At 64.2% G+C, this 21,619-nt stretch carries 14 protein-coding genes, 4 tRNA genes, 3 pseudogenes, 1 riboswitch and 1 other annotated feature; of the genes and pseudogenes, 15 read left to right on the top strand and 6 right to left on the bottom strand.

Annotated features, from left to right (window positions below; translation table 11 throughout):
- Positions 1-95: 95 nt before the first annotated feature.
- Positions 96-1,304 (bottom strand): multicopper oxidase family protein, encoded by a 1,209-nt coding sequence (locus V5F84_RS14485; protein WP_394046231.1) that lies wholly within the window; start codon positions 1,302-1,304, stop codon positions 96-98.
- 315 nt (positions 1,305-1,619) lie between these two features.
- On the opposite strand from V5F84_RS14485, the gene V5F84_RS14480 reads away from it, so the two are divergent.
- From V5F84_RS14480 to V5F84_RS14440, 9 genes and pseudogenes are all read left to right on the top strand, one after another.
- Positions 1,620-1,704: transfer RNA gene (locus tag V5F84_RS14480), tRNA-Leu, on the top strand.
- A 112-nt stretch (positions 1,705-1,816) separates the two neighbouring features.
- Positions 1,817-3,166 carry a trigger factor gene (tig, locus tag V5F84_RS14475; RefSeq protein ID WP_394046313.1) on the top strand — a complete coding sequence of 450 codons (1,350 nt, stop codon included), beginning with the start codon at positions 1,817-1,819 and terminating at the stop codon, positions 3,164-3,166.
- Between the two features lie 79 nt (positions 3,167-3,245).
- On the top strand, positions 3,246-3,878 hold the full coding sequence (locus V5F84_RS14470) for an ATP-dependent Clp protease proteolytic subunit (RefSeq protein WP_394014840.1): 633 nt from the start codon (positions 3,246-3,248) through the stop codon (positions 3,876-3,878).
- A 401-nt stretch (positions 3,879-4,279) separates the two neighbouring features.
- Positions 4,280-5,548: an ATP-dependent Clp protease ATP-binding subunit ClpX gene (gene clpX / locus V5F84_RS14465; protein ID WP_394046229.1), complete on the top strand. Its 1,269-nt coding sequence runs from the start codon at positions 4,280-4,282 to the stop codon at positions 5,546-5,548.
- A gap of 330 nt (positions 5,549-5,878) precedes the next feature.
- Entirely contained in the window at positions 5,879-8,296 is a 2,418-nt protein-coding gene (lon, locus tag V5F84_RS14460) for an endopeptidase La (RefSeq protein WP_394046227.1), read from the top strand.
- Between the two features lie 211 nt (positions 8,297-8,507).
- A complete protein-coding gene (locus V5F84_RS14455) occupies positions 8,508-8,786 on the top strand; it encodes an HU family DNA-binding protein (RefSeq protein WP_348845029.1) in 279 nt (92 codons plus the stop codon).
- Between the two features lie 546 nt (positions 8,787-9,332).
- Positions 9,333-10,505: pseudogene (locus tag V5F84_RS14450) on the top strand (IS3 family transposase).
- 321 nt (positions 10,506-10,826) lie between these two features.
- Entirely contained in the window at positions 10,827-12,008 is a 1,182-nt protein-coding gene (locus V5F84_RS14445; protein ID WP_394046225.1) for a polysaccharide pyruvyl transferase family protein, read from the top strand.
- Between the two features lie 408 nt (positions 12,009-12,416).
- Positions 12,417-12,677, top strand: a pseudogene (locus V5F84_RS14440) (transposase); the annotation flags it as partial.
- A gap of 33 nt (positions 12,678-12,710) precedes the next feature.
- Here the strand turns inward: V5F84_RS14440 and V5F84_RS14435 are convergent.
- Positions 12,711-13,840, bottom strand: a protein-coding gene (locus V5F84_RS14435) for an IS3 family transposase (RefSeq protein WP_509277214.1) whose coding sequence is annotated in 2 segments (ribosomal slippage) — positions 12,711-13,597 and positions 13,597-13,840 — 1,131 coding nt in all. Because the reading frame shifts where the segments join, the coding sequence is not laid out codon by codon here.
- Between the two features lie 76 nt (positions 13,841-13,916).
- Positions 13,917-14,011 (top strand) — a sequence feature (AL1L pseudoknot).
- 4 nt (positions 14,012-14,015) lie between these two features.
- Positions 14,016-14,459: pseudogene (locus V5F84_RS14430) on the bottom strand (integrase core domain-containing protein); the annotation flags it as partial.
- A gap of 177 nt (positions 14,460-14,636) precedes the next feature.
- Here V5F84_RS14430 and V5F84_RS14425 point away from each other — a divergent pair.
- The 3 genes from V5F84_RS14425 (at position 14,637) to V5F84_RS14415 (ending at position 15,472) form a co-directional block, all read left to right on the top strand.
- Positions 14,637-14,712, top strand: a tRNA-Val gene (locus tag V5F84_RS14425).
- A 250-nt stretch (positions 14,713-14,962) separates the two neighbouring features.
- Positions 14,963-15,039, top strand: a tRNA-Asp gene (locus tag V5F84_RS14420).
- Positions 15,040-15,232: 193 nt separating this feature from the next.
- Positions 15,233-15,472 (top strand): hypothetical protein, encoded by a 240-nt coding sequence (locus tag V5F84_RS14415; RefSeq protein ID WP_394046783.1) that lies wholly within the window; start codon positions 15,233-15,235, stop codon positions 15,470-15,472.
- Between the two features lie 8 nt (positions 15,473-15,480).
- Here V5F84_RS14415 and V5F84_RS14410 read toward each other — a convergent pair whose 3' ends face one another.
- Positions 15,481-16,560, bottom strand: a complete 1,080-nt coding sequence (locus V5F84_RS14410) for an alpha-hydroxy acid oxidase (RefSeq protein ID WP_394046785.1) — start codon at positions 16,558-16,560, stop codon at positions 15,481-15,483.
- 120 nt (positions 16,561-16,680) lie between these two features.
- A tRNA-His gene (locus V5F84_RS14405) sits at positions 16,681-16,757 on the bottom strand.
- Positions 16,758-17,093: 336 nt separating this feature from the next.
- Between V5F84_RS14405 and V5F84_RS14400 the strand changes: the two genes are divergently transcribed.
- Positions 17,094-17,468 (top strand): hypothetical protein, encoded by a 375-nt coding sequence (locus V5F84_RS14400; protein WP_394046787.1) that lies wholly within the window; start codon positions 17,094-17,096, stop codon positions 17,466-17,468.
- Positions 17,469-17,537: 69 nt separating this feature from the next.
- On the opposite strand, the gene thiC is transcribed toward V5F84_RS14400, so the two are convergent.
- Positions 17,538-19,403 carry a phosphomethylpyrimidine synthase ThiC gene (gene thiC, locus V5F84_RS14395; protein WP_394046789.1) on the bottom strand — a complete coding sequence of 622 codons (1,866 nt, stop codon included), beginning with the start codon at positions 19,401-19,403 and terminating at the stop codon, positions 17,538-17,540.
- 90 nt (positions 19,404-19,493) lie between these two features.
- Positions 19,494-19,629: riboswitch (TPP riboswitch) on the bottom strand.
- A gap of 177 nt (positions 19,630-19,806) precedes the next feature.
- On the opposite strand from thiC, the gene V5F84_RS14390 reads away from it, so the two are divergent.
- Both V5F84_RS14390 and V5F84_RS14385 read left to right on the top strand, forming a co-directional pair.
- Complete coding sequence (locus tag V5F84_RS14390; protein ID WP_394046791.1) at positions 19,807-20,601, top strand: thymidylate synthase; 795 nt, start codon at positions 19,807-19,809, stop codon at positions 20,599-20,601.
- Between the two features lie 89 nt (positions 20,602-20,690).
- Positions 20,691-21,581, top strand: coding sequence for a protein-methionine-sulfoxide reductase heme-binding subunit MsrQ (locus V5F84_RS14385; RefSeq protein WP_394046793.1), 891 nt, complete (start codon positions 20,691-20,693; stop codon positions 21,579-21,581).
- Positions 21,582-21,619: the final 38 nt, after the last annotated feature.

The raw sequence follows: 21,619 nt of genomic DNA, 5'->3' as shown, positions 1-21,619 counted from the left end.
CCCCGCGGCGTGGGGCTTCCCGCGCCGCGCGATGATGCGGTGAGGCTGGCCCCTCAGGCCAGCCCCGTCAGGCCAGCTCCCTCAGGCCAACTCCCTCAGGCCACGTCGTAGGAATGGGCCGCGACGATGGCGCCATCGCCGCCGCGCTGGCCGACCACCGCCCATTTGCCAGCCGTTCCCGCTATAAGGGCGGCACGCACGGTGGTGCGGGGCGCGACCGGAATGGCATCGTGCCACCAGGGCTTCCACCCGTCGTCCACGCCGTCGAGAATGCGAGCCGGGGTCCCGTGCAGCAGCACCGCGACCGGCGCCTCCAGCTTGTTCACCAGCGAAAGCACCACGCTCTGCCCGGCCTTCACCGTGCCGAGGCTCGGGAAAGAGGACAGCGAGGCCTCGCCGGACAGCGGCACCTCGAAGCGGGCGGCGTTTTCCAGCGGGATCTTCTCCGGCAGGCCGTTGGAGGGCAGGGCCTCCGGCGCGGGCAGGGCCTGGCCCTGGGCGGAACTGCCGGCGCCGACGGGCACCACGAGGGCGAGCTGGATCGGCAATTGCGTGGTTTCCACATCCAGGCGGATGGGATCGGCGGTGCCCACATCGAGGGTGAGATCGATGCGTCCGCCGGGCGTGAGCTGGACGCGGCCGTCCTTGAGGGCGAACGGCTGCACCGGCTGCCCGTCCACCGCCAGCACGAAGCAGGGGGCATCGCCCATCTTCAGCCGCAGGAATTGCGCGCTGGCGTTGATCAGCCGCAGCCGCGCCCGCCCGCCGGCCGGGGCTTCCAGGGTCGGCGAGACGGCGCCGTTCACGGTCAGCAGCGGAACCGTCATCTTGGGATCCGGCGACCAGGCCTGAACCAGCAGCGTGAGGTCCGCCGAGAAGGGCGAGGGCTGCCCCTCCTCCACGATGAAGGCGCCGACCAGCGTGCGGGACGCGCGCTCCGGCACAAAGGCGCGATAGAGAAAGGTGCCGGCGTCGGGCGGCGTGAAGGCGATGCTGCGGGTTTCGCCGTTGGGAATGGCGGTCCCGGTGAGGCCCGGCACGCCATCCACGGCATTGGGAACCCGCACGCCCTGCCAGTGCAGGGAGAGGGGGGCGTCGATGGTGTTTTCCACATTCACCGCGAACGGCGCGCCGCGCTTCACGCGCAGCACCGGGCCGGGAATGGATTCGCCGAACAGGGCGATGGGAGATTGCCCGCCAAGCTCGATGCGCACGGTATCGGCGGCCTTGAGCCGGTTCGCGGTGTCCGGCGGGGTTGCCGGCTGGGCGAAAGCGGTGCGCGCAAACGGGGCGCTGAGCGCCAAGGCGGCGGCTCCGCTGAGAACCGCACGACGGGAAGGGGCCGGAACGCGCAAGGCAGCTCTCCTGGAAATGAACGGTTGAGCGGAGCGGACCTTCTCCTGCCGCCGGGCAAAGGGCAAGCCGGATTTACCATCGCGGCCGGCAGGCGGGAAAATTCCCGAGGACGGCCGCGCGAGCGGCGCTCGCCGGTGCTTTTTCTTGCTGCACGGTGACAGCAGCATGATATAAGCCCCAGCCCGGCCGGTGCCGATTCAATCGGTCGCGCACGTAAGAGAAGCGCGCCTCGCGCGGCTCCCGAGTGCGTGAAATTCGGGCACGCGGGCGTGGCGGAACTGGTAGACGCGCGGGATTTAGGTTCCCGTGACGAAAGTCGTGGGGGTTCGAGCCCCTCCGCCCGCACCACGTCACCGGACCGCACCCTTTCAGGATGCGCCATGCGCCTTGCCGGACGCGGCGCACTTTGAGTTTTGATGGAATGACACCGCCGCGGCGGAAAATGAACGAAGGCAAGACGATGCAGGTGACCGAAACCCAGGCCGACGGCCTCAAGCGCGCCTTTCGCGTGGTGCTTCCCGCGGCGGACCTGGATGCCAAGGCCAATGGCCGCCTGACCGAGCTCAAGGGCCAGGTCCGTCTGAACGGCTTCCGCCCCGGGAAGGTCCCGGTCGCCCATCTCAAGCGCGTGTACGGCAAGTCCGTCATGGCCGAGGTGATCGAGCAGGCCGTGACCGAAGCCAACGGCAAGATCGTCGAGGAGCATGGCTTCCGCCTCGCGCTCCAGCCGCGTGTCGAGCTGCCGAAGGACGAAGCCGAGGTCACGGACGTGATCGAGGGCAAGGCCGACCTCGCCTACACCGTCGAGCTTGAGATCCTGCCGGTGATCGAGCTGGGCAATTTCAAGGACATCTCCATCGAGAAGCTGGTGGCGAACGTGTCCGACGCCGAAGTGGACGAGACCCTCAGCCGGCTCGCGGATTCCAATCGCCCCTATAGCGAGAAGCAGGGTCCCGCCGAGAAGGGCGACCGCGTCACCACCAATTTCGTCGGCACCATCGACGGCGTGGCGTTCGAGGGCGGCTCGGGCGAAGGCATCCAGGTGGTGATCGGCTCCAACAGCTTCATCCCCGGCTTCGAAGAGCAGCTGCTCGGCATTTCTGCCGGCGAGACCCGCACCGTCAACGTGTCCTTCCCCGAGGCCTATGCGGCCCGCGAACTGGCCGGCAAGGCGGCCTCGTTCGAGGTGACCGCGACGCTCGTGGAAGTGCCCGGCGAACTGGTGCTGGACGACGAGTTCGCCAAGACCCTCGGCCAGGAAAGCCTGGACAAGCTCAAGGAGCAGGTGCGCGCCCGCATCACCCAGGAGCATGCCGGCGCCAGCCGCCAGAGGGTGAAGCGCGCGCTGCTCGACGCGCTCGACGCGCTGCACAAGTTCGACGTGCCCCCGACCCTGGTGTCGCAGGAGTTCGACGGCGTGTGGCAGCAGGTCCAGCAGGACCTCACGGCCCAGGGCCGGACCTTCGAGGACGAAGGCACCAATGAGGAAGCCGCGCGCGGCGACTATATGCGGATCGCCGAGCGTCGCGTGCGCCTCGGGCTGGTTCTTGCGGAAATCGGTGAGCGCAACAATATTCAGGTCAGCGACGATGAAGTGACGCGTGCGGTGGTGGAGCGCGCGCGCCAGTTTCCCGGACAGGAACAGCAGGTGTGGGATTATTATCGCCGCAATCCGCAGGCGATGGCCTCCGTCCGCGCTCCCCTGTACGAGGAAAAAGTCGTCGACTTCCTCCTCGAGCTTGCCAACGTGACCGAAAAGCCGGTCTCCCGCGAAGAGCTCTACAAAGAGGAAGACGAGAAGGCGGCCTGAGCCTCAGGTCGTCACCTGCTTCCACTGCGACGATATCGCGCGGCGCCCCGTCCGGGGTGGCCGCGCCTGAGGATGCGAGATGCGCGACCCCATTGAAACGTACAACAGCTATCTGGTTCCCATGGTGGTCGAGCAGACCAATCGCGGGGAGCGGTCCTACGACATTTATTCGCGCCTGCTGAAGGAGCGGATCATCTTCCTCACGGGGCCGGTGGAAGACGGCATGTCCACCCTGGCGGTGGCGCAGCTCCTGTTCCTGGAAGCCGAGAATCCCAAGAAGGAAATCTCGATGTACATCAACTCCCCCGGGGGGGTGGTGACGTCGGGCCTCGCGATCTACGACACCATGCAGTTCATTCGCCCGCCGGTGTCCACCCTGTGCATCGGGCAGGCCGCGTCCATGGGCTCGCTGCTGCTCACCGCCGGCGAAAAGGGCCTGCGTTTCGCACTGCCGAACGCCCGAATCATGGTCCACCAGCCGTCCGGCGGGTTCCAGGGCCAGGTCACGGACATCATGCTCCACGCCCAGGAAATCCTCAGCCTCAAGAAGCGGCTGAATGAAATCTATGTGAAGCACACCGGCCGCACCTTTGGCGAAATCGAGAACGCGCTGGAACGCGACAACTTCATGACGGCCGGGGCCGCGCAGGAATTCGGCCTGATCGATTCCGTGCTCGACCAGCGCCCCGCGGAAGAGCCCGCCAAGGCCTGATCCGCCCCTTTTTAGGGGCCAAGTGGACGCACGGCCCTTGCGTGCAGTGCAAGATCGCGCTTGCATGGGGCCATGAGCCGGCATTTGAACCGGCTGTGGCGGTACCCTGTGGTTCTTCCCGCCTCGGGACACTGTTCAGGGACCCGCCACGGCAGGCCGTGTCGACTGGCGTCACTGCGTCGATCGGGAAGCTTCACCTCTTTTCGACGATGCCATCCTCAGGCAAGCGGTCTGGGCATAATCTGTGCATGTGCCTTGATTGCAACGCGAGAGGGTGATTGGCTGAACTTCGGCCGAAAGCCGAACGGTACCGGGGGCGGCCTCTGCCGCGTCTGGTCCTGAATTTGGTCCAACGTCAGCGCGCTTAGGCGGGTGGACGGGCGGACCGGACGGAGAAGAAGATGAGCAAGACCGGCGGCAGCGACAGCAAGAACACGCTTTACTGCTCGTTCTGCGGCAAAAGCCAGCACGAGGTCCGCAAGCTCATCGCAGGACCTACGGTCTTTATTTGCGACGAGTGTGTCGAACTGTGCATGGATATCATCCGCGAGGAGTCGAAATCCTCGCTGGTGAAGTCGCGGGATGGCATTCCGACCCCGAAGGAAATCCGCAAGGTCCTGGATGATTATGTCATCGGCCAGGAGCATGCGAAGAAGGTCCTCTCGGTGGCCGTGCACAACCATTACAAGCGCCTCAACCACGCCACGAAGCATGGCGACGTCGAACTGGCCAAGTCCAATATAATGCTGATCGGGCCCACCGGCTCGGGCAAGACGTTGCTGGCGCAGACGCTCGCGCGCATCCTCGACGTGCCGTTCACCATGGCCGACGCCACCACGCTCACCGAAGCGGGCTATGTGGGCGAGGATGTGGAGAACATCATCCTCAAGCTGCTCCAGGCCGCCGATTACAATGTGGAGCGGGCGCAGCGCGGCATCGTCTATATCGACGAAATCGACAAGATCAGTCGCAAGTCCGACAATCCCTCCATTACCCGTGACGTGTCGGGCGAGGGCGTGCAGCAGGCGCTGCTGAAGATCATGGAAGGCACGGTCGCTTCCGTGCCGCCCCAGGGCGGCCGCAAGCATCCCCAGCAGGAATTCCTGCAGGTGGACACGACCAACATCCTGTTCATCTGCGGCGGCGCGTTCGCCGGGCTCGACAAGATCATCTCGACCCGCGGCAAGGGCGGCACCTCCATCGGCTTCGGCGCCAAGGTTGCGCCGGTGGAAGAGCGTCGGCCGGGCGAAGTGTTCCGCGAGGTGGAGCCCGAGGATCTGCTGAAGTACGGCCTGATCCCCGAGTTCATCGGCCGTCTGCCGGTCCTGGCGACGCTCGGCGATCTCGACGAGGCGGCCCTGAAGCAGATCCTGTCCGAGCCCAAGAACGCGCTGGTGAAGCAGTATCAGCGCCTGTTCGAGATGGAGAACGTGGATCTCACCATCCACGAGGAGGCACTCGGCGCCATCGCCCGCAAGGCGATCGAGCGCAAGACCGGCGCCCGTGGCCTGCGCTCCATCATGGAAGGCATCCTGCTCGACACCATGTTCGACCTCCCCGGCCTTGAGGGCGTGGAGGAAGTGGTGATCAGCAAGGAGGTGGTCGAGCAGGGAGCCCGGCCGCTTTATATCTACGCCGACCGTGTCGGCGATGCCGGCGCCAGTGCGTGACGCTTCGCATTCCGCTCAAGCCCCTCGCGCCGCGCGCGCGGGGGTGGTGTCGAAGCTTGCCCATGGCGCGGCTTTTCTTTTCGGCGGAACGGGATCTGGCACTTTCGAGCCGATCCGCCGGAGACTTGATCCGGCGATCTTGAAACCCGTGGGTCGGCTCTCCATTTCAATTTCGAAGAATCCGGTCCCCGGGCTCGGTACTCGTGCCTCTCGCGGCTTTGCCCCTTCTGCATTGCCCGCTCCAGCATTGAAAATCCGCTCCCGTCCCGGCTGCGCTGTGCAGGCGGACAGGCGTCCGTCTGTGCCGGCGTCAAAAGAAAGGATTGGGTCATGACGAGCCAAAAGCCGCGCCCTGCGCTCGTTGCCGGCGTCTCTCAGACGTTCCCGGTGCTTCCGCTTCGGGATATTGTTGTTTTCCCCCATATGATCGTTCCCCTCTTCGTCGGCCGCGAGAAGTCCATTCGCGCGCTGGAAGAGGTGATGCGCGGCGACACCTATATCCTCCTGGCGACCCAGGAGAATGCCTCCGACGACGATCCGGCGACCGACGCGATCTACAACGTCGGCACGCTCGCCACCGTGCTGCAATTGCTGAAGCTGCCCGACGGCACCGTGAAGGTGCTGGTGGAAGGCATCACCCGCGCGCAGGTGGTCAAGTATACCGAGCGCACCGACCTCTATGAGGCCGAGGCGATCACGCTCGACGACGAGGTCGGTGACCGCGTCGAGGGCGAGGCGCTGGCCCGCTCGGTGGTCAATGAGTTCGAGAATTATGTGAAGCTCAACAAGAAGGTGTCGCCCGAGGTGGTCGGCGTCGTCGGCCAGATCGACGACCATTCCAAGCTCGCCGATACCATCGCCTCCCATCTCGCGGTGAAGATCCCCGAGAAGCAGGGCGTGCTGGAGACCATCAAGGTCGCCGAGCGCCTGGAGAAGGTGCTCGGGCTGATGGAGAGCGAAATCTCCGTGCTCCAGGTGGAGAAGCGCATCCGCACGCGGGTGAAGCGCCAGATGGAGAAGACCCAGCGCGAGTATTATCTCAACGAGCAGATGAAGGCGATCCAGAAGGAACTCGGCGACGAGGACGGCCGCGACGACCTTCAGGAGCTGGAAGACCGCATCAAGAAGACCAAGCTCTCCAAGGAAGCCCGTGAAAAGGCGACCCACGAGCTGAAGAAGCTGCGCCAGATGTCGCCCATGTCGGCGGAAGCCACCGTGGTGCGCAATTATCTGGACTGGCTGCTGTCGATCCCGTGGGGGATCAAGAGCAAGGTCAAGAAGGACCTGCCGTTCGCCCAGTCGATCCTCGATGCCGACCATTACGGCCTCGACAAGGTCAAGGAGCGGATCGTCGAATATCTCGCCGTGCAGAGCCGCGCGAACAAGCTCTCGGGCCCCATCCTGTGCCTCGTCGGCCCTCCGGGCGTCGGCAAGACCTCGCTGGGCAAGTCCATCGCCAAGGCGACCGGCCGCGAGTTCGTGCGCGTCTCCCTCGGCGGCGTGCGGGACGAGGCGGAGATTCGCGGTCACCGGCGGACCTATATCGGCTCCATGCCCGGCAAGATCGTGCAGTCAATGCGCAAGGCGAAGAAGTCCAACCCGCTCTTCCTGCTCGACGAAATCGACAAGATGGGCGCGGACTTCCGCGGCGATCCGTCCTCGGCCCTGCTGGAAGTGCTGGATCCGGAGCAGAACGCCACGTTCAACGACCATTATCTGGAGGTCGATTACGACCTGTCGAACGTGATGTTCGTGACCACCGCCAACACCCTCAACATCCCGCCGGCTTTGCTGGACCGGATGGAGGTGATCCGCATCGCCGGGTACACCGAGGATGAGAAGGCGGAGATCTCGCGCAAGCATCTGATCCCGAACGCGGTTCAGAAGCATGGCCTGCAGCCGAAGGAATTCGCCATCGACGATGGCGCCCTGATGCTGCTGATCCGCCGCTACACCCGCGAGGCGGGCGTGCGCAATTTGGAGCGCGAGCTCTCCACACTGGCCCGCAAGGCCGTGAAGGAGCTGGTGATGTCCAAGCGCAAGTCGGTGAAGGTCACCACCAAGAATCTCGAGGACTTCCTCGGGGCGCCGCGCTTCCGCTATGGCGAGATCGAGGGCGAGGATCAGGTGGGCCTGGTGACGGGTCTCGCCTGGACCGAGGTGGGCGGCGAACTGCTGACCATCGAAGGCGTCATGATGCCCGGCAAGGGCAAGATGACGGTGACGGGAAACCTGCGGGACGTGATGAAGGAATCCATCTCGGCGGCGGCGTCCTACGTCCGGTCGCGCGCGGTCGATTTCGGCATCGAGCCGCCGCTGTTTGAGCGCCGGGACATCCATGTCCACGTGCCCGAAGGCGCGACCCCGAAGGATGGCCCTTCCGCCGGCGTCGCCATGGCGACCACGATCGTCTCGGTGCTGACCGGAATTCCGGTGCGGCGCGACGTGGCCATGACGGGTGAAATCACCCTGCGCGGCCGTGTCCTGCCCATCGGCGGGCTGAAGGAAAAGCTGCTCGCGGCCCTGCGCGGCGGCATCAAGACCGTCCTCATCCCCGAGGAAAACGCGAAGGACCTGGCCGATATTCCGGCCAATGTGAAAAACGCCATGGAGATCATTCCGGTCTCGCGGATGGACGAAGTGCTCAAGCATGCGCTGGTTCGCACGCCCGAGCCCATCGAATGGACCGAACGGCCCATCACGGCCGCCGTGCCGGAGGAAGATGCCGCTGGCGTGGTTGCTCACTGAGCAATTTCAAAGACTTAAGCCATAAAGAGAGGCGGCCCCGAAAGGGTGCCGCCTCTTTCGTTTTGCGTCACGTCATGCGGGAAATCGTGCATTGATGCGGGTTTGTGGCGGATCGCGCTTGCAAAAGCCGCATTTTCCGTAAAGCTTCCCGCCCATCGCTGCGGGCTTTGATGTCCCTCGATTCGAAGATAACAACGGAAGGAACGGTCACATGACCACCAAGAACGAACTGATCGCCGCGGTGGCCGACGAGGCCAAGCTGACGAAGGCGGCTGCGGCGGCCGCGGTGGACGCGACGTTCGATATCATCGCCCAGGCCCTGCAGAAGGGTGAAGAAGTGAAGCTCATCGGCTTCGGCTCTTTCTCGGTGGTGAGCCGCGCGGCGCGCGAAGGTCGCAATCCCCGCACCGGCAAGCCCGTGAAGATCAAGGCCTCCAAGGCTCCGAAGTTCACGCCCGGCAAGGGCCTCAAGGAAGCCGTCAACGGCTGATCGTCCACCCGTGGGGGTGCTGCTTCGTCGCCAAGACCAAGAAGCGCCCCCCGGGTCGCGGCGGTGCAGCCGGCGCCGGAGGATGCGTGTTGTCTCACGCGCGCCGATCGCCTCTGCCGCCATGTGAGGCTTCGCCGGGCCGGCCGCCCAGTGCGCGCAAATCGGACTGCGGGCCGCTTGGGTTCCGGCTCCTGGGTCGTCCGGGACGTTTGGGTGGGCTGCGGCGCCGAATGCGCATCGGCGCGATGCCCCTCCCGAGCGTTTGAAGGCTCCACAGGAGCCAGACCATGATCTCCCCATCCCGTTCTCTTCGCTGCGGCGTCGAACAGGCCGTGCGCGCCTGCGAGGCGGCGCTGGGATCGTCCGGCATCGAAGGCCTTCCGCGCGGGGTTTTTGGCATTTGGGGATGCCGCCGCGCGTCGCTTGCGTGCGGAGCGGACGGCGCTTAAAGCTCGTCCGGTAACGGTCCCCCGGACCTGAGATGTGATCCTCCCCCGATTTGGTGGACACCCATGTTAGCTTTTGCGAGCTTCAGAGGAGTGTTCGATGGGCAGACGGCGTCGGGTGTTTCCAGAGGCGTTCAAGCAGGAGGCCGTTGACCGGGTGACCTCCAGCGGCGTTGCCACCAGGCAGGTGGCACAGGAGCTGGGGTTGCACGAGACGGTGCTGCGCCGGTGGGTGAGAGACCTCGCCCCCCAGGCGAGGGGGCCGGCGCGGCGCCCGATCCCGCAGGCGCCGGCCCCCTCGCCGGCAGACCTTGCTGCGGAGAACGCGCGGCTCAGGCGGGAGAACGAACGGCTGCGGATGGAGCGCGACATCCTAAAAAAAGCCGCGCTCATCTTCGGAGCGGCCTCCCGATGACGTTCGGGTTCGTCGATGAGCATCGCGATGTGTGGCCGGTCCGTGTGATGTGCGAGGCCCTGGGGCGGTCGGCCAGTGGCTATTATGCATGGCGCGCCCGGCCGGAGAGTTCGCGCGCGCAGACCAACCGGGCGCTCACCGAAGATATCCGGCTGATCCACGCCGAGAGCAGCGGGACCTATGGTGCCCCGCGGATCCATGCGGTCCTGCGGGGGCACGGTCGGCGCGTGGGCCGTTCCCGGATCGAGCGGCTGATGCGCCGCGCTGGCATCCGGGGCCTGGCCGCCTAGCCAAGGCGCACGCGGACGACCGACAGCCGCCATTCCTATCCGATCGCTCCCAACAGGCTCGCGCGCAATTTCACGACCTCCGCCCCGAACCAGGTCTGGCTGGCGGACCTCACCTACATCCCCACAGGCGAGGGCTGGCTCTACCTTGCCGGCGTGCTCGACATGCACACCCGCAAGCTGGTCGGCTGGTCCATGCGCGAGACACTGCACACACAGATCGCGCTGGAGGCCCTCGCCATGGCCATCGAGCGCCAGAGGCCGGCACCCGGCCTGATCCACCACTCGGACCGCGGCATTCAATATGCTGCCGAGGCCTACCGCGGGGCGCTTGCCACCGCGGGCATCACCCCATCCATGAGCCCGCAGGGGCGATTGCTGGGACAATGCACCGATGGAGAGTTTCTTCCATACCCTGAAAACCGAGCGGGTCCATCATCGCCTCTATGCCACCAGGGCCGAGGCGCGACGGGACCTGTTCGGGTATATAGAGGGCTTCTACAATTCACGCCGCCTGCACTCGGCCCTCGGCTACATCAGCCCGGCCGAGATGGAACGCAGAGCGGCTTAACCCCGTCCACTTTTTCGGGAGAAGATCACCCCTCGCTTCACTTCCGTGATCAAAGCATCGTGAATGCGAGCTGTCTGTCATAAAATCTGTCCTTCGACCCCTTCGACGGCAGCTCACAGTTAGCCGCATCGCCCCGGCTTCCTGGCTATCGCCGAGCGCCGTCCATGCTCAGTTGCAGCTATTGCGCCGGACTTGTGCCGTGTGGCGGGCCACGCTAAGGCTCAACGAAACATTGTTGTCTTGGTGCGTACGGATTGCGATAGCGACGCGCGGCTGACGAGAGCGCATTAAACCCGCTGATCGCCAATGGAGTTAAGACTAGTGGTTGAACAATCGCCGCAAGCAACGGTAAAAAAATACGGCCACAAGCCGCGCATACTCGTGATGATCCCTGCTGGCAAGCGCTACCAGCACGACAATGTGATGATCTACGACCAAGTCCGCGACGACTATATCAGGTCGTACTTCAACACGGGCGACATGATGGTCTATGATTCCATGCTCAAGTTGCTCGACTTCCATGACATGGACGTGCTCAAGATCGCCAATCCAACGGAAGCCGATATTGACCGCTACAATAGAAGCTTTGACTACGTCATTCTGCGCGGCTCAAACTTCATCCACGAGCATATGCAATGGGAGAAAGCCGAATGGGTGTTGAACCAAATCAAGATCCCGGTGTACGCTATCGGCGTCGGCGCCCAGGCTGAGACCCGACGCAAGATCTCGCTGCCGCCGGAGAGCCGGAAGGTCTGGGAGCTGATCGCCGAGCGCTCGGTGGCGGTCGGCGTACGCGGATCGTATACAGCGGAAGTCCTGAACGACAACGGAATCAAGAACACCGAGATCGTCGGCTGCCCATCTTTGTTCCGCAACCGCGATCGCAACCTTGGATTGCGATTAAGGGTGCCAATGGATGTTAAGAAGGTGGCATTCAGCTTGAGACGTGAGACGAGCCACTATTACGCAGCCGATATGAAGTCGTTCGTGTCAACACAACGCGAGTTGCTGCTGCGCATTGCCAGCGCCTACGACACCACAGTGACCATCCATGGAGAACCGGAGGAAAAGGCTTTCTTCACCGGCGATGCCGCGGCCATCGCCAGGGCCACCGAGACGCTTCGCAAAAACGGCTGGTTCACGCCGGAGTTCGAACAGCGGCTGACCGAGATTTACGGCGCGCGGCTGTTCCTCAACGATCGCGTAGAAGATTATGATGCCCTTATTCGGACGCAGGATTTCGCGATCGGCTATCGCGTCCATGGCATTTTGCCGGCGCTGGCCAACGGCACGCCGGGCGTGCTTGTTGACTATGATAGCCGCTCGGGCGAGCTTGCCGAGACATTCTCGATTCCGCGTGCGGCTGACAAGGAGGTACTGGCGCGCCCCTTCGACGAAATGTTCGCCCAAGAACAGTTCAACGCGTTTCTTTCGAACTTCCCCGCGAACTACGACCAGTTTAAAGGGTACCTGGACAATGCGGGAATTCCAAATAGAATGTGATTTCATCTAGGTATATTCAACAAATTTTCTCCCACCCGTTCTTCTGAATATGTCAGGGTGAAAGATGAAATGTAATGACTTTACGTCAGTCTGGGATAAGGTCAGCGCAAATAAACAGCGCATTTTTGCCCGCGCCGCTGGCGAAGAGCGCAGCGGATTTGAACGCGGCATTAGGCGTGATTTTCCGGCGATTGTCATAAGCCAAAGTTCAAAACTCGACGCTCCGGCCCGCTCCGGCCTCTGTATTCACAATTGGCTCATGCTTTGCGCGTGAAGTCGAAAATTCTCTCTTTAAGAGAGGCATGATCTCTGGGTGGAAATGCTGTTATCCGGCCTGAGGCCTATGAGCTTCAACTGAACCGCCCAGGGTTTGCCGGAGGCTCCAACTCTTGAGAAGGTGGGGCCACCATGAGCAAGACGACGAACAAGTTTTCGCCTGAGGTGCGGGTCGCGCTGTGCGCCTGGTCCTCGATCACGAGCACCCGTCCCGGTGGGCAACGATTGTCTCTGTGGCCGAGAATATCGGCTGCACTGCCCAGGCCCTGAACGAATGGATCAAGAAGGCCGAAGTTGATGCCGGCAAGCGGGCGGGGCGTCCCGACCGATACAGACGTCCGGTTGAAAGCGCTCGAACGCGAGAATTGCGAGCTGCGGCAGGCGAACGAGATCTGAATAGCCCCGAGTTTCGTAGACGCCGTCGGGCTACGTATTTTGCTGCCGTTCGAACTCCACGGGTGACAGCATCCCGTTCCTGACGTGCTTGCGCTTGGGGTTGTAGAACATCTCGATGTAGTCGAACACGTCCTGCCTTGCCTCTTCGCGCGTTCGGTAGGTCTTGCGGCGGATTCGCTCCCGCTTGAGCAGATTGAAGAAGCTCTCTGCCACCGCGTTGTCGTGGCAGTTCCCGCGCCGGCTCATCGAGTGCTCAAGATTGTGGTGCTTCAGGAAGGCAGCCCAATCCATGCTGGTGAACTGGGAGCCCTGATCCGAGTGAACCAGGACCGTGGTCTTCGGCTTCCGTCGCCATACCGCCATGAGCAACGCCTGCAGCACGACGTCGGTGACCTGCCGGCTCTGCAGTGACCAACCAATGACACGGCGGGAGAACAGGTCGATCAACACTGCCAGATAGGCAAAGCCTTCCTGGGTCCTGATGTAGGTGATGTCCGTCACCCACGCTTTGTCCTGCGCCTCGACATCGAACTGTCGGGCGAGGGTGTTGTCGACCACGACCGACGGCTTGCCGCCATGAGATCCTGGCCGGCGTCGATAGCCGATCTGAGCCTTGATCCCGGCCAGCCTAGCGAGGCGGGCGACCCGGTTGGCGCAACTGGTCTCGCCCTGATCGAGCAGGTCGTCATGCAGCTTGCGGTAGCCATAGACCCGGCCGCTTTCCTTCCAGGCCTTATCGAGAAGCTCGATCTGGCGCGCATCCTCCCGAGCTCTCCGGCTCAACGGATTCTTCAGCCAGGCATAGAAACCGCTGGGCTGGATGCGCAGGCAGCGACACATCGCCCGCACCGGGAACTGGCGGCGATGCTCGGCCACAAACGCGTATCTCACTTTGCATCCTTGGCGAAATACGCGGTGGCTTTTTTTAGGATGCCGCGCTCCTCGGTGACCCGCGCCAGTTCCGCTTTCAGACGGCGGATCTCTGCAGCCTGGTCAACACCAGCCGGGGCCGGTGGCTTCGAGAACTTCCGCTTCCAGGCGTAAAGCGAGTGCTGGCTAACGCCGAGCCGCTTGGACACCTCTGCAACAGGGTAGCCCCGCTCCGTGATCTGCGCGACCGCGTTACGCTTGAAATCGTCCGTGAAATGTCCGGGCCCCATCATGGCCTCCTTGCCTCAAAATTAGGGAAGAAGGCGTCCAAAAATCTAGGGGCTATTCAATCCTGCGCAAGGCGTCGGCGTATTTTGCCCAGGCGGAGCTCGACCGCCGGTTCAAGCCATCGTCGCATTTATCGACGATCATCGCGGGGCATATGGGGTGACGTTGTCCCAACTTCTATCCAGCTGTGAGTTTGCTGTGACGGTTGTATTTGCCCTGTCGGGCTTGCGGAGCGGCGGGGGCAGACACGGAGCCATTCTTGGCCCGGAGCGTCTGATCCCTCCGCGGATGGCACGTTGAGGCGAAGGCCGTTGGCGTCTGCCGTCCGAGCTTCGAGTGCGGCCGCGCGGTGTTGTAGTCGAGCTGCCACTGGGCGAGAGCCGCTCTGGCTTGGATCAGGCTGGAGAATAACGTTTCATTCAGCAGCTCGTCCCGTAGGCGGCCGTTGAAGTTCGCGATGAAGCCATTCTGCATCGGCTTGCCAGGGGTGATGTCATGCCATTCGACTCGAGCCGAGTCCGCCCAGCCCAGAATGACATTGGAGGTGAATGCGCTGCCATTGGCGCTGGCGATCATCAGCGGGCGGCCACGCTCCGCCAGCAGCCGATCGAGAGTTCGCGAGCGAAGCTGCGTTCCTGGGGCACCCTCTGCCTGGGTCCCACATCATGGAGGTTTACGCCCACGCCGACCCGGCCTATATGGCTGCCGGTGGTGAGGTGTTGCAAAAGCTGGTTCGCGCCATTTACGCGCCAGCGAGGAAAAGGCGGGAACCGGAAAAGCGAGCAGCTTGAACGGTTCGGGCGGTTAGCTCAGTTGGTAGAGCATCTCGTTTACACCGAGAGGGTCGGCGGTTCGAGCCCGTCACCGCCCACCATTTCTCTTCCGAATCTTCAGTGTTCCGTTGCCGCGTGAGACGGTTCGACCCTGGCCGCGGCCGCGCGGAGGCGTGTCCGGCGCGGCGTGCGGCGCGGCGTGTGAAATCCAGCTTGCGTGCGGCGTGGCGGTGGCGGGACGGAGAGTTTTGCACAGGCCGGCTAAAAATGCCGGCGCTTCGCTTGACTTGGTCCGGGGCGCGCCTTATCACCCGCCATCTCGACGCGCCGCCACGAAGGCAGCGTCGCTCGGGGGGTGTAGCTCAGTTGGTTAGAGCGCCGGCCTGTCACGCCGGAGGTCGCGGGTTCGAGCCCCGTCACTCCCGCCACTCATTCCCAGACAGATCATGATCGTCTTGCGTTGCGTCGCCGTGACGCGACGCGTGACCGTGCATGAGGCTTCGGCCTCGCGGCAGGCCTTGTGCGGAGGTTTTCCGCCGGCGCCGCCGGGTATGATCCCAGACTCTTCTTGTTCCTGATTTGTTCTTATGGAATCCTGGGGCTCATCCAACGAGGTGCCCCATGCCGCGAGAGCCTGAGCCCGGTCCTTCCCCGCGATCCCGCCGCGCCGACGCGGACCTCGCCGCGTTCGATGTCAGCGAGCAGGATATCGATGAGGCCATCACCGCCTGCGAGGGCGATGCGCGCGCGACCGTCCGGGCGCTGCTGGTGGCCTATGCCATGCTGGAACGGGACATGAGCCTGCGCGCCTCGGCGGGCTTTGTGCGCCGTCCCGCGCGCCCGCGCCGGCCGCCGGGATGAGGGGCAGTTCATGCCCGCCAGAGCACGCCGGAATCGATCTGCGCCAGGCTGGCGCGGCCGGTGAGCGCCATGGCGACTTCCAGCTCCGCCCGCAGCAGGTGAACCGCGTGCGCCACGCCCGCGGCGCCCGCCACCGCCAGGGCGTGGATATAGGGCCGGCCGATGAGCACCGCGCTCGCGCCCAGGGCCAGGGCCTTGAGGATATCGGTGCCACGCCGCACGCCGCCGTCCAGCAGCAGGGGCAGGGCGCCGGCCACCGCCTCGGCGATGCGGGGCAGCGCCTCGATGGTCGCGGGCACCGTGTCGAGCGCGCGCCCGCCATGGTTGGAGACGATCACGGCCGCCGCGCCCGCCTCCACCGCCCGCCGGGCATCGGCGGGGTTGAGAATGCCCTTCAGCACGATCGGCAGATCGGTGAGGCCGGCGAGCCAATCCAGGTCGCGCCAGGTGGGCGCGCCTTCCAGGAAGCCGGAAAACAGGGGGCTGCGGCCGATCTCGGCGTTGGCCGGCGGGCCGGCGCGCATGCCGTAGAGGTTTACCGGCTCGATGCCGGGCGGCAGGCGGAAGCCGGCGCGCTGCTCGCGGTTGCGCAGGCTCGCCGGCGCGTCAACCGTCACCACCAGGGCGCGATAGCCGGCCGCCCTGGCGCGCGCCGCCAGATCGGCCGTGAAGCCCCGGTCGTGCTGGATATAGAGCTGGAACCACAGCGGCCCGGTGGCGGCGGCGGCGATGCGCTCCAGGCTCTCGCTGGCCTGGGTGCTGACCACCGTCAAGGCCTTGGCGGCGCCCGCGCCCATCACGGTGGCGATCTCGCCCTCCGGCTGGACCAGCCGGTGATAGGCCACCGGCGCCAGCAGGATCGGATGTTCCAGCGCCACCCCCAGCAGGGAGAGGCGGGTTTCGGCGCCGGAAAGGTCCGCGAGCACGCTGTTCTGAAGCTTGATGCGGGAGAAGGCGGCGCGGTTTTCCCGCAGGGAGATTTCGTCCGCCGCGCCGCCGTTCACATAGGCGCGCGCGCTCTCGCTCATGCGCTGTTCGGCGCGCGCTTCATAATCGGCGAGGGCGACGGCGGGGGTTGAGAAATCCATGCTCCGTTTCATACACCAGCGCCGCGCGCGATGCGCGGGGCGGGATGCGAGCGCGGCCCCGCGCTTCGGGCACGGGGAGGGGACGCAAGACCGGCGCGCAGAAATGGTGGGGATTGGCAATGGTACAGGTGGGTGGGCTCGAACCACCGACCTCCGGTTCCACAGACCGGCGCTCTAACCAACTGAGCTACACCTGCGAAGCTCCGGCGCGCGGGGGCGCCGAAGAGAGCGCGGAACCTACTCGGGACGTTCCGGCATTTCAAGGGGGGCGGCGCGGATTGTCCAGCGCCGTTTTGAGCTTTCTCTCAGCGGTGAAGGCGCCGCGTCGGCGCCTCATCGCCGTAGACCGAATTTGGATCTGCCGCCTGTTGCGCGGGGTGCGACCCATGGGTGCGTCGCCGGCCGCGCACATCTCTCTCAGCCGTCATGAATGAGATCCAAGTTTTTCCATATGACAAAGCGTCACGATTGACGGGATCAAATAAAATCTTAAAAAAATTCACCCGATTAAGGGTTTTATGGGGGTGGAGGTAATGAAATACACGTTCGCAGGTCTCTGCTTTGCTTTGTCCTGTCTGTTGATGATCGCGGTACCGGCGAATGCGGCCGGCAAACAGGATTTCGTGCTCGTCAATAAAACTGGCTATGACATCAGCCACGTCTATGTGTCTCCCGTGAAGTCTGACGACTGGGAAGAAGACGTTCTCGGCAAGGATGTTCTGGAAGACGGCGATGCTTGGACGATCAAGTTCAGCCGCAACACGAACGCGTGCAAATGGGACCTGAAGGTGGTCTATTCGGACGACGACTCCTCCGCCGTGTGGAAAAATATCGATCTTTGCAGCGTGGCCAAGATTACGATTCGCTATAATCGTAAATCTGATACCACGAGCGCAACATTCGACTGAGCAAGGCGACTTTCCGTGTCTTGACCCCGCCCTGTGAAGGGCGGGGTTTTCTTTTGCGGATGCGGGCGCTCAGGCCGCGGGCGGTTCGGCGACGTCGGGCGCGGGCGTGTAGATCTTGCTGCCGCCGTCGCGGAATTTCTGCGCCATTTCCGCCATGCCCGCCGCGGCCTGGTTGTCGGCTTCGGCGCGGGCGATGTCGCCGGCCTCGATCTTCAGCTCCTGGGAAATCTTCATGGAGCAGAATTTCGGCCCGCACATGGAGCAGAAATGCGCCACCTTGGCGCCCTCCGCCGGCAAGGTCTCGTCGTGGAAGGATTCCGCCGTCTCCGGGTCGAGCGACAGCGCGAACTGGTCGCGCCAGCGGAACGAGAAGCGGGCCCGGGAGAGCGCATCGTCGCGGATGCGCGCGGCCGGATGGCCTTTCGCGAGATCCGCCGCATGGGCGGCGATCTTGTAGGAGATGACGCCCGTCTTCACATCGTCGCGGTTGGGCAGGCCGAGATGCTCCTTCGGCGTCACGTAGCAGAGCATGGCGGTGCCGAACCAGCCGATCATGGCCGCGCCAATGGCCGAGGAGATGTGGTCGTAGCCGGGGGAAATGTCGGTGACCAAAGGCCCGAGCGTATAGAAGGGGGCCTCGTGGCAGACCTTCAGCTGCTTTTCCACATTCTCGCGGATGAGGTGCAGCGGCACATGGCCCGGCCCCTCGATCATCACCTGGCAATCGTGCTTCCAGGCAATCTCGGTGAGCTCGCCCAGGGTCTCCAGCTCGGCGAACTGGGCCGCGTCATTGGCATCCGCGATGGAGCCCGGACGCAGGCCGTCGCCGAGCGAGAAGGCGACGTCATATTGGGCGAAGATCTCGCACAATTCCTCGAAATGATCGTAGAGGAAGCTCTCCTTGTGGTGCGCGAGGCACCACTTGGCCATGATCGAGCCGCCGCGCGAGACGATGCCGGTGACGCGGTTGGCGGTGAGCGGCACATAGGCGAGGCGCACCCCGGCATGGACGGTCATATAGTCCACGCCCTGCTCGGCCTGCTCGATCACCGTGTCGCGGAAGATCTCCCAGGTGAGGTCCTCGGCGACCCCGTTCACCTTCTCCAGCGCCTGGTAGATCGGCACCGTGCCGATGGGGACGGGGGAGTTGCGGATGATCCATTCGCGGATGGTGTGGATGTTCTTGCCGGTGGACAGGTCCATGACCGTGTCGCCGCCCCAGCGGATCGCCCACACCAGCTTGTCCACCTCCTCGGCAACACCCGAGGTGACGGCGGAATTGCCGATATTGGCGTTGATCTTCACCAGGAAGTTCCGGCCGATGGCCATCGGCTCGGTTTCGAGATGGTTGATGTTGTTGGGGATGATGGCCCGGCCGCGCGCCACTTCCTCGCGCACGAACTCGGCCGTGATGTCGGTGGGGATGGCCGAGCCTAAGCCCATGGCCTTGTGGTGCGGGTGGGCGCCGCCATTGGCGCGGGCGAGGTTTTCGCGCGCGGCCACATATTCCATCTCGGCGGTGATGATGCCGGCGCGGGCATAGGCCATCTGGGTCGGCCGCTTGCCCGGCTTGGCCTTCAGGGGCTTCCTGCCGGTGCGGTCGAACGCCGGTAGGTGGCTGGTCTGGCCCGGCTTCAGGCCATCGTCCTCCGGCTTCTGCGCGCGGCCTTCCACTTCCTCGACATCGCCGCGTTCGAGCACCCAGCCGCGGCGCAGCTCGGCGAGGCCCTTGGTGAGGTCGATCAGCGCCGCGGGATCGGTATAGGGGCCGGAGGTGTCATAGACCCGCACCGGGCGTTCGGCGGGATCGGACAGGCTGATCTCCCGCATCGCCACCTGGACGTCGGGACGGGTGGCGGGAACGAACACCTTGCGGGACTGGAGCAGGGGGCCTGTCGTCACCTTCAGGGATGAGGTGGAGGCTTCGTCGAGCATACGGATCTCCTTCAAGCTCGCGCTTCAAATGAGATCCGGGGATTCGAGCTTAGGAGACGGGGGGCCCGCAGAGCGATTCGCATGCGAATCCCGGCGCGCCTATTCCGATCCCTTCGCCGGCATGACCCGGATCAGGTTCGAAGGGTCATCGCGGCGCCGGCGGTCGTGACGACCGATCCGGAAGGCGATCTCTCAGCCCCCTCGCGGGGCTCCCCTTGGAATGCGTCCACAGTGGGCAGGGGATTGATCCATGTCAACGCTGCGGTGCAGCGATGTCGCGGTGCGTCGCAACACGGATTTGTGTGGGTCCGGAGGCGGCTTTGCAGCCTGCGGCCATGACTTTTCCTGGTGGAGTGCCTAAATCTCGCGGAGAAGCGCGGAATTCGGACGGAGAAGGGCTGAGATGCGCCAGTACCACGACCTTCTTCTGCGCATTCTGGCCGAAGGCGTCCGCAAGGAAGATCGCACCGGCACCGGCACGCTCTCCGTGTTCGGCCACCAGATGCGGTTCGACCTGGCCGATGGCTTCCCCTTGGTCACCACCAAGAAGCTGCATCTGAAATCCATCGTCCACGAGCTGCTGTGGTTTCTGGCGGGCGACACAAATATCAGATATCTCAAGGAAAACGGCGTTTCCATCTGGGACGAATGGGCGGACGCGAACGGCGATCTTGGCCCCGTCTACGGCCATCAGTGGCGGTCCTGGCCGACCCCGGAAGGCGGCGTGATCGACCAGATCGCCCAGGTTGTTTCCGACATCAAGCGCACTCCGGATTCCCGGCGCCTCATCGTAACCGCATGGAACCCGGCCGATGTGCCGAAGATGGCGCTGCCGCCCTGTCATTGCCTGTTCCAGTTCTATGTGGCGGACGGCAAGCTCTCCTGCCAGCTGTACCAGCGGTCGGCGGACGTTTTCCTCGGCGTTCCTTTCAATATCGCCTCCTATGCCCTGCTGGCCGCGATGGCGGCGCAGGTAACGGGGCTCAAAGCTGGCGAATTCATTCACACGCTGGGCGACGCTCACCTTTATTCCAACCATATGGAGCAGGCGCGAGAGCAATTGACCCGCGCCCCGCGCCCCCTGCCGCGTCTGGTGCTGAACCCGCAGGTGCGCGACATCTTTGCGTTTCGCTATGAGGATGTGGCGATCGAGGATTATAATCCCCATCCGGCCATCAAGGCACCGGTGGCCGTATGATGTGGGGCCTCACGCCCTTGTGTAACGCGCGGCCGTAACTTCGGCGCCGGGCTTTGCGTAACTTGGGCGACAGCGAGAGAATACGCCCCATGGCCCTGTTTCACGAACGCAACGGCAAGTTCAGCCCGGAACTGACGCTCACTCTTCTTGGGGCGGCGATCCCCGTACTCTGGCTCGCGGGCTGGGCTCTGGCCGGTGATCTCGGCGGCCGGCCGGTCGCGGCGGCGATCCATTTCACCGGCCTGTGGGCGGTGCGTTTCCTGCTCCTGAGCCTCGCCGTCACCCCGGTCCGGCGCCTGTTCCATTGGCCGAAACTGGTCCTGGCGCGCCGCAATCTCGGCCTCGCGGCCCTGTTCTATGCCGTGCTCCATCTCGGATTGTTCGTTGTGGATCAAGGGTATAGCTTTACGGCGGCGGGGCGTGAAATCGTCTTGCGATTCTATTTGACCATCGGCGCCGTGGCCGTTGCCCTGCTGCTGGCGCTGGGGGGAACCTCGTTTGACCGCGTCATCCGCCGCATGGGGGCAAAGCGCTGGAATGCCTTACACGCCAGCGTCTATGCCATTGCGATCCTTGCCATCGCGCATTTCCTCATCCAGTCGAAGCTGGATGTGACCGAGGCCGTCATGATGGGCGGCCTGCTGATCGTGCTGTTCGTCTATCGCATCGTCTTCCATTTCACGAACCGCGTGGGGCCCTTGGCCTTTGCCGGCGTTGCGGTGGTCGGCGCCGTGCTGACCGGGCTCGGCGAAATCGCCTGGTACGGCCTTCTGACCGGCGTCGATCCCTGGCTGGTGGCGACTGCGAATTTTCAGCCGCAGCTGGGGGTTAGCCCTGCCGGATGGGTGCTGATCGCCGGCCTTTCGCTGGCGCTGGCGGCGGCGGTGCGGCAGGTCGCGTTCCCGCCGGCGAAGGCGACCCGTGCGGGCAAGCCGACCGGGGCGAAGGCGCCGGCGCCCCAGTCCACGCTCGCCCGATAACGCGCTCCCGCGATCCGTTTCGGCCGGCCGCCCGATGG

Origin of the sequence: Roseixanthobacter liquoris, from assembly GCF_043195135.2 — a bacterium.
Classification (GTDB): Bacteria; Pseudomonadota; Alphaproteobacteria; order Rhizobiales; family Xanthobacteraceae; genus NCEH01.
The sequence above is the reverse complement of the archived record's forward strand: the minus strand, read 5'-3'. Positions and strand labels throughout refer to the sequence as shown.

Bases quoted from the DNA above. Each gene is read 5' to 3' on its own strand.
- lon (WP_394046227.1), top strand. From the start codon at position 5,879: ATGACGAGCCAAAAGCCGCGCCCTGCGCTCGTTGCCGGCGTCTCTCAG.
- thiC (WP_394046789.1), bottom strand. From the start codon at position 19,403: ATGCTCGACGAAGCCTCCACCTCATCCCTGAAGGTGACGACAGGCCCC.
- clpX (WP_394046229.1), top strand. From the start codon at position 4,280: ATGAGCAAGACCGGCGGCAGCGACAGCAAGAACACGCTTTACTGCTCG.
- tig (WP_394046313.1), top strand. From the start codon at position 1,817: ATGCAGGTGACCGAAACCCAGGCCGACGGCCTCAAGCGCGCCTTTCGC.
- V5F84_RS14385 (WP_394046793.1), top strand. From the start codon at position 20,691: ATGGCCCTGTTTCACGAACGCAACGGCAAGTTCAGCCCGGAACTGACG.
- V5F84_RS14400 (WP_394046787.1), top strand. From the start codon at position 17,094: ATGAAATACACGTTCGCAGGTCTCTGCTTTGCTTTGTCCTGTCTGTTG.
- V5F84_RS14455 (WP_348845029.1), top strand. From the start codon at position 8,508: ATGACCACCAAGAACGAACTGATCGCCGCGGTGGCCGACGAGGCCAAG.
- V5F84_RS14415 (WP_394046783.1), top strand. From the start codon at position 15,233: ATGCCGCGAGAGCCTGAGCCCGGTCCTTCCCCGCGATCCCGCCGCGCC.
- V5F84_RS14410 (WP_394046785.1), bottom strand. From the start codon at position 16,560: ATGGATTTCTCAACCCCCGCCGTCGCCCTCGCCGATTATGAAGCGCGC.
- V5F84_RS14390 (WP_394046791.1), top strand. From the start codon at position 19,807: ATGCGCCAGTACCACGACCTTCTTCTGCGCATTCTGGCCGAAGGCGTC.
- V5F84_RS14470 (WP_394014840.1), top strand. From the start codon at position 3,246: ATGCGCGACCCCATTGAAACGTACAACAGCTATCTGGTTCCCATGGTG.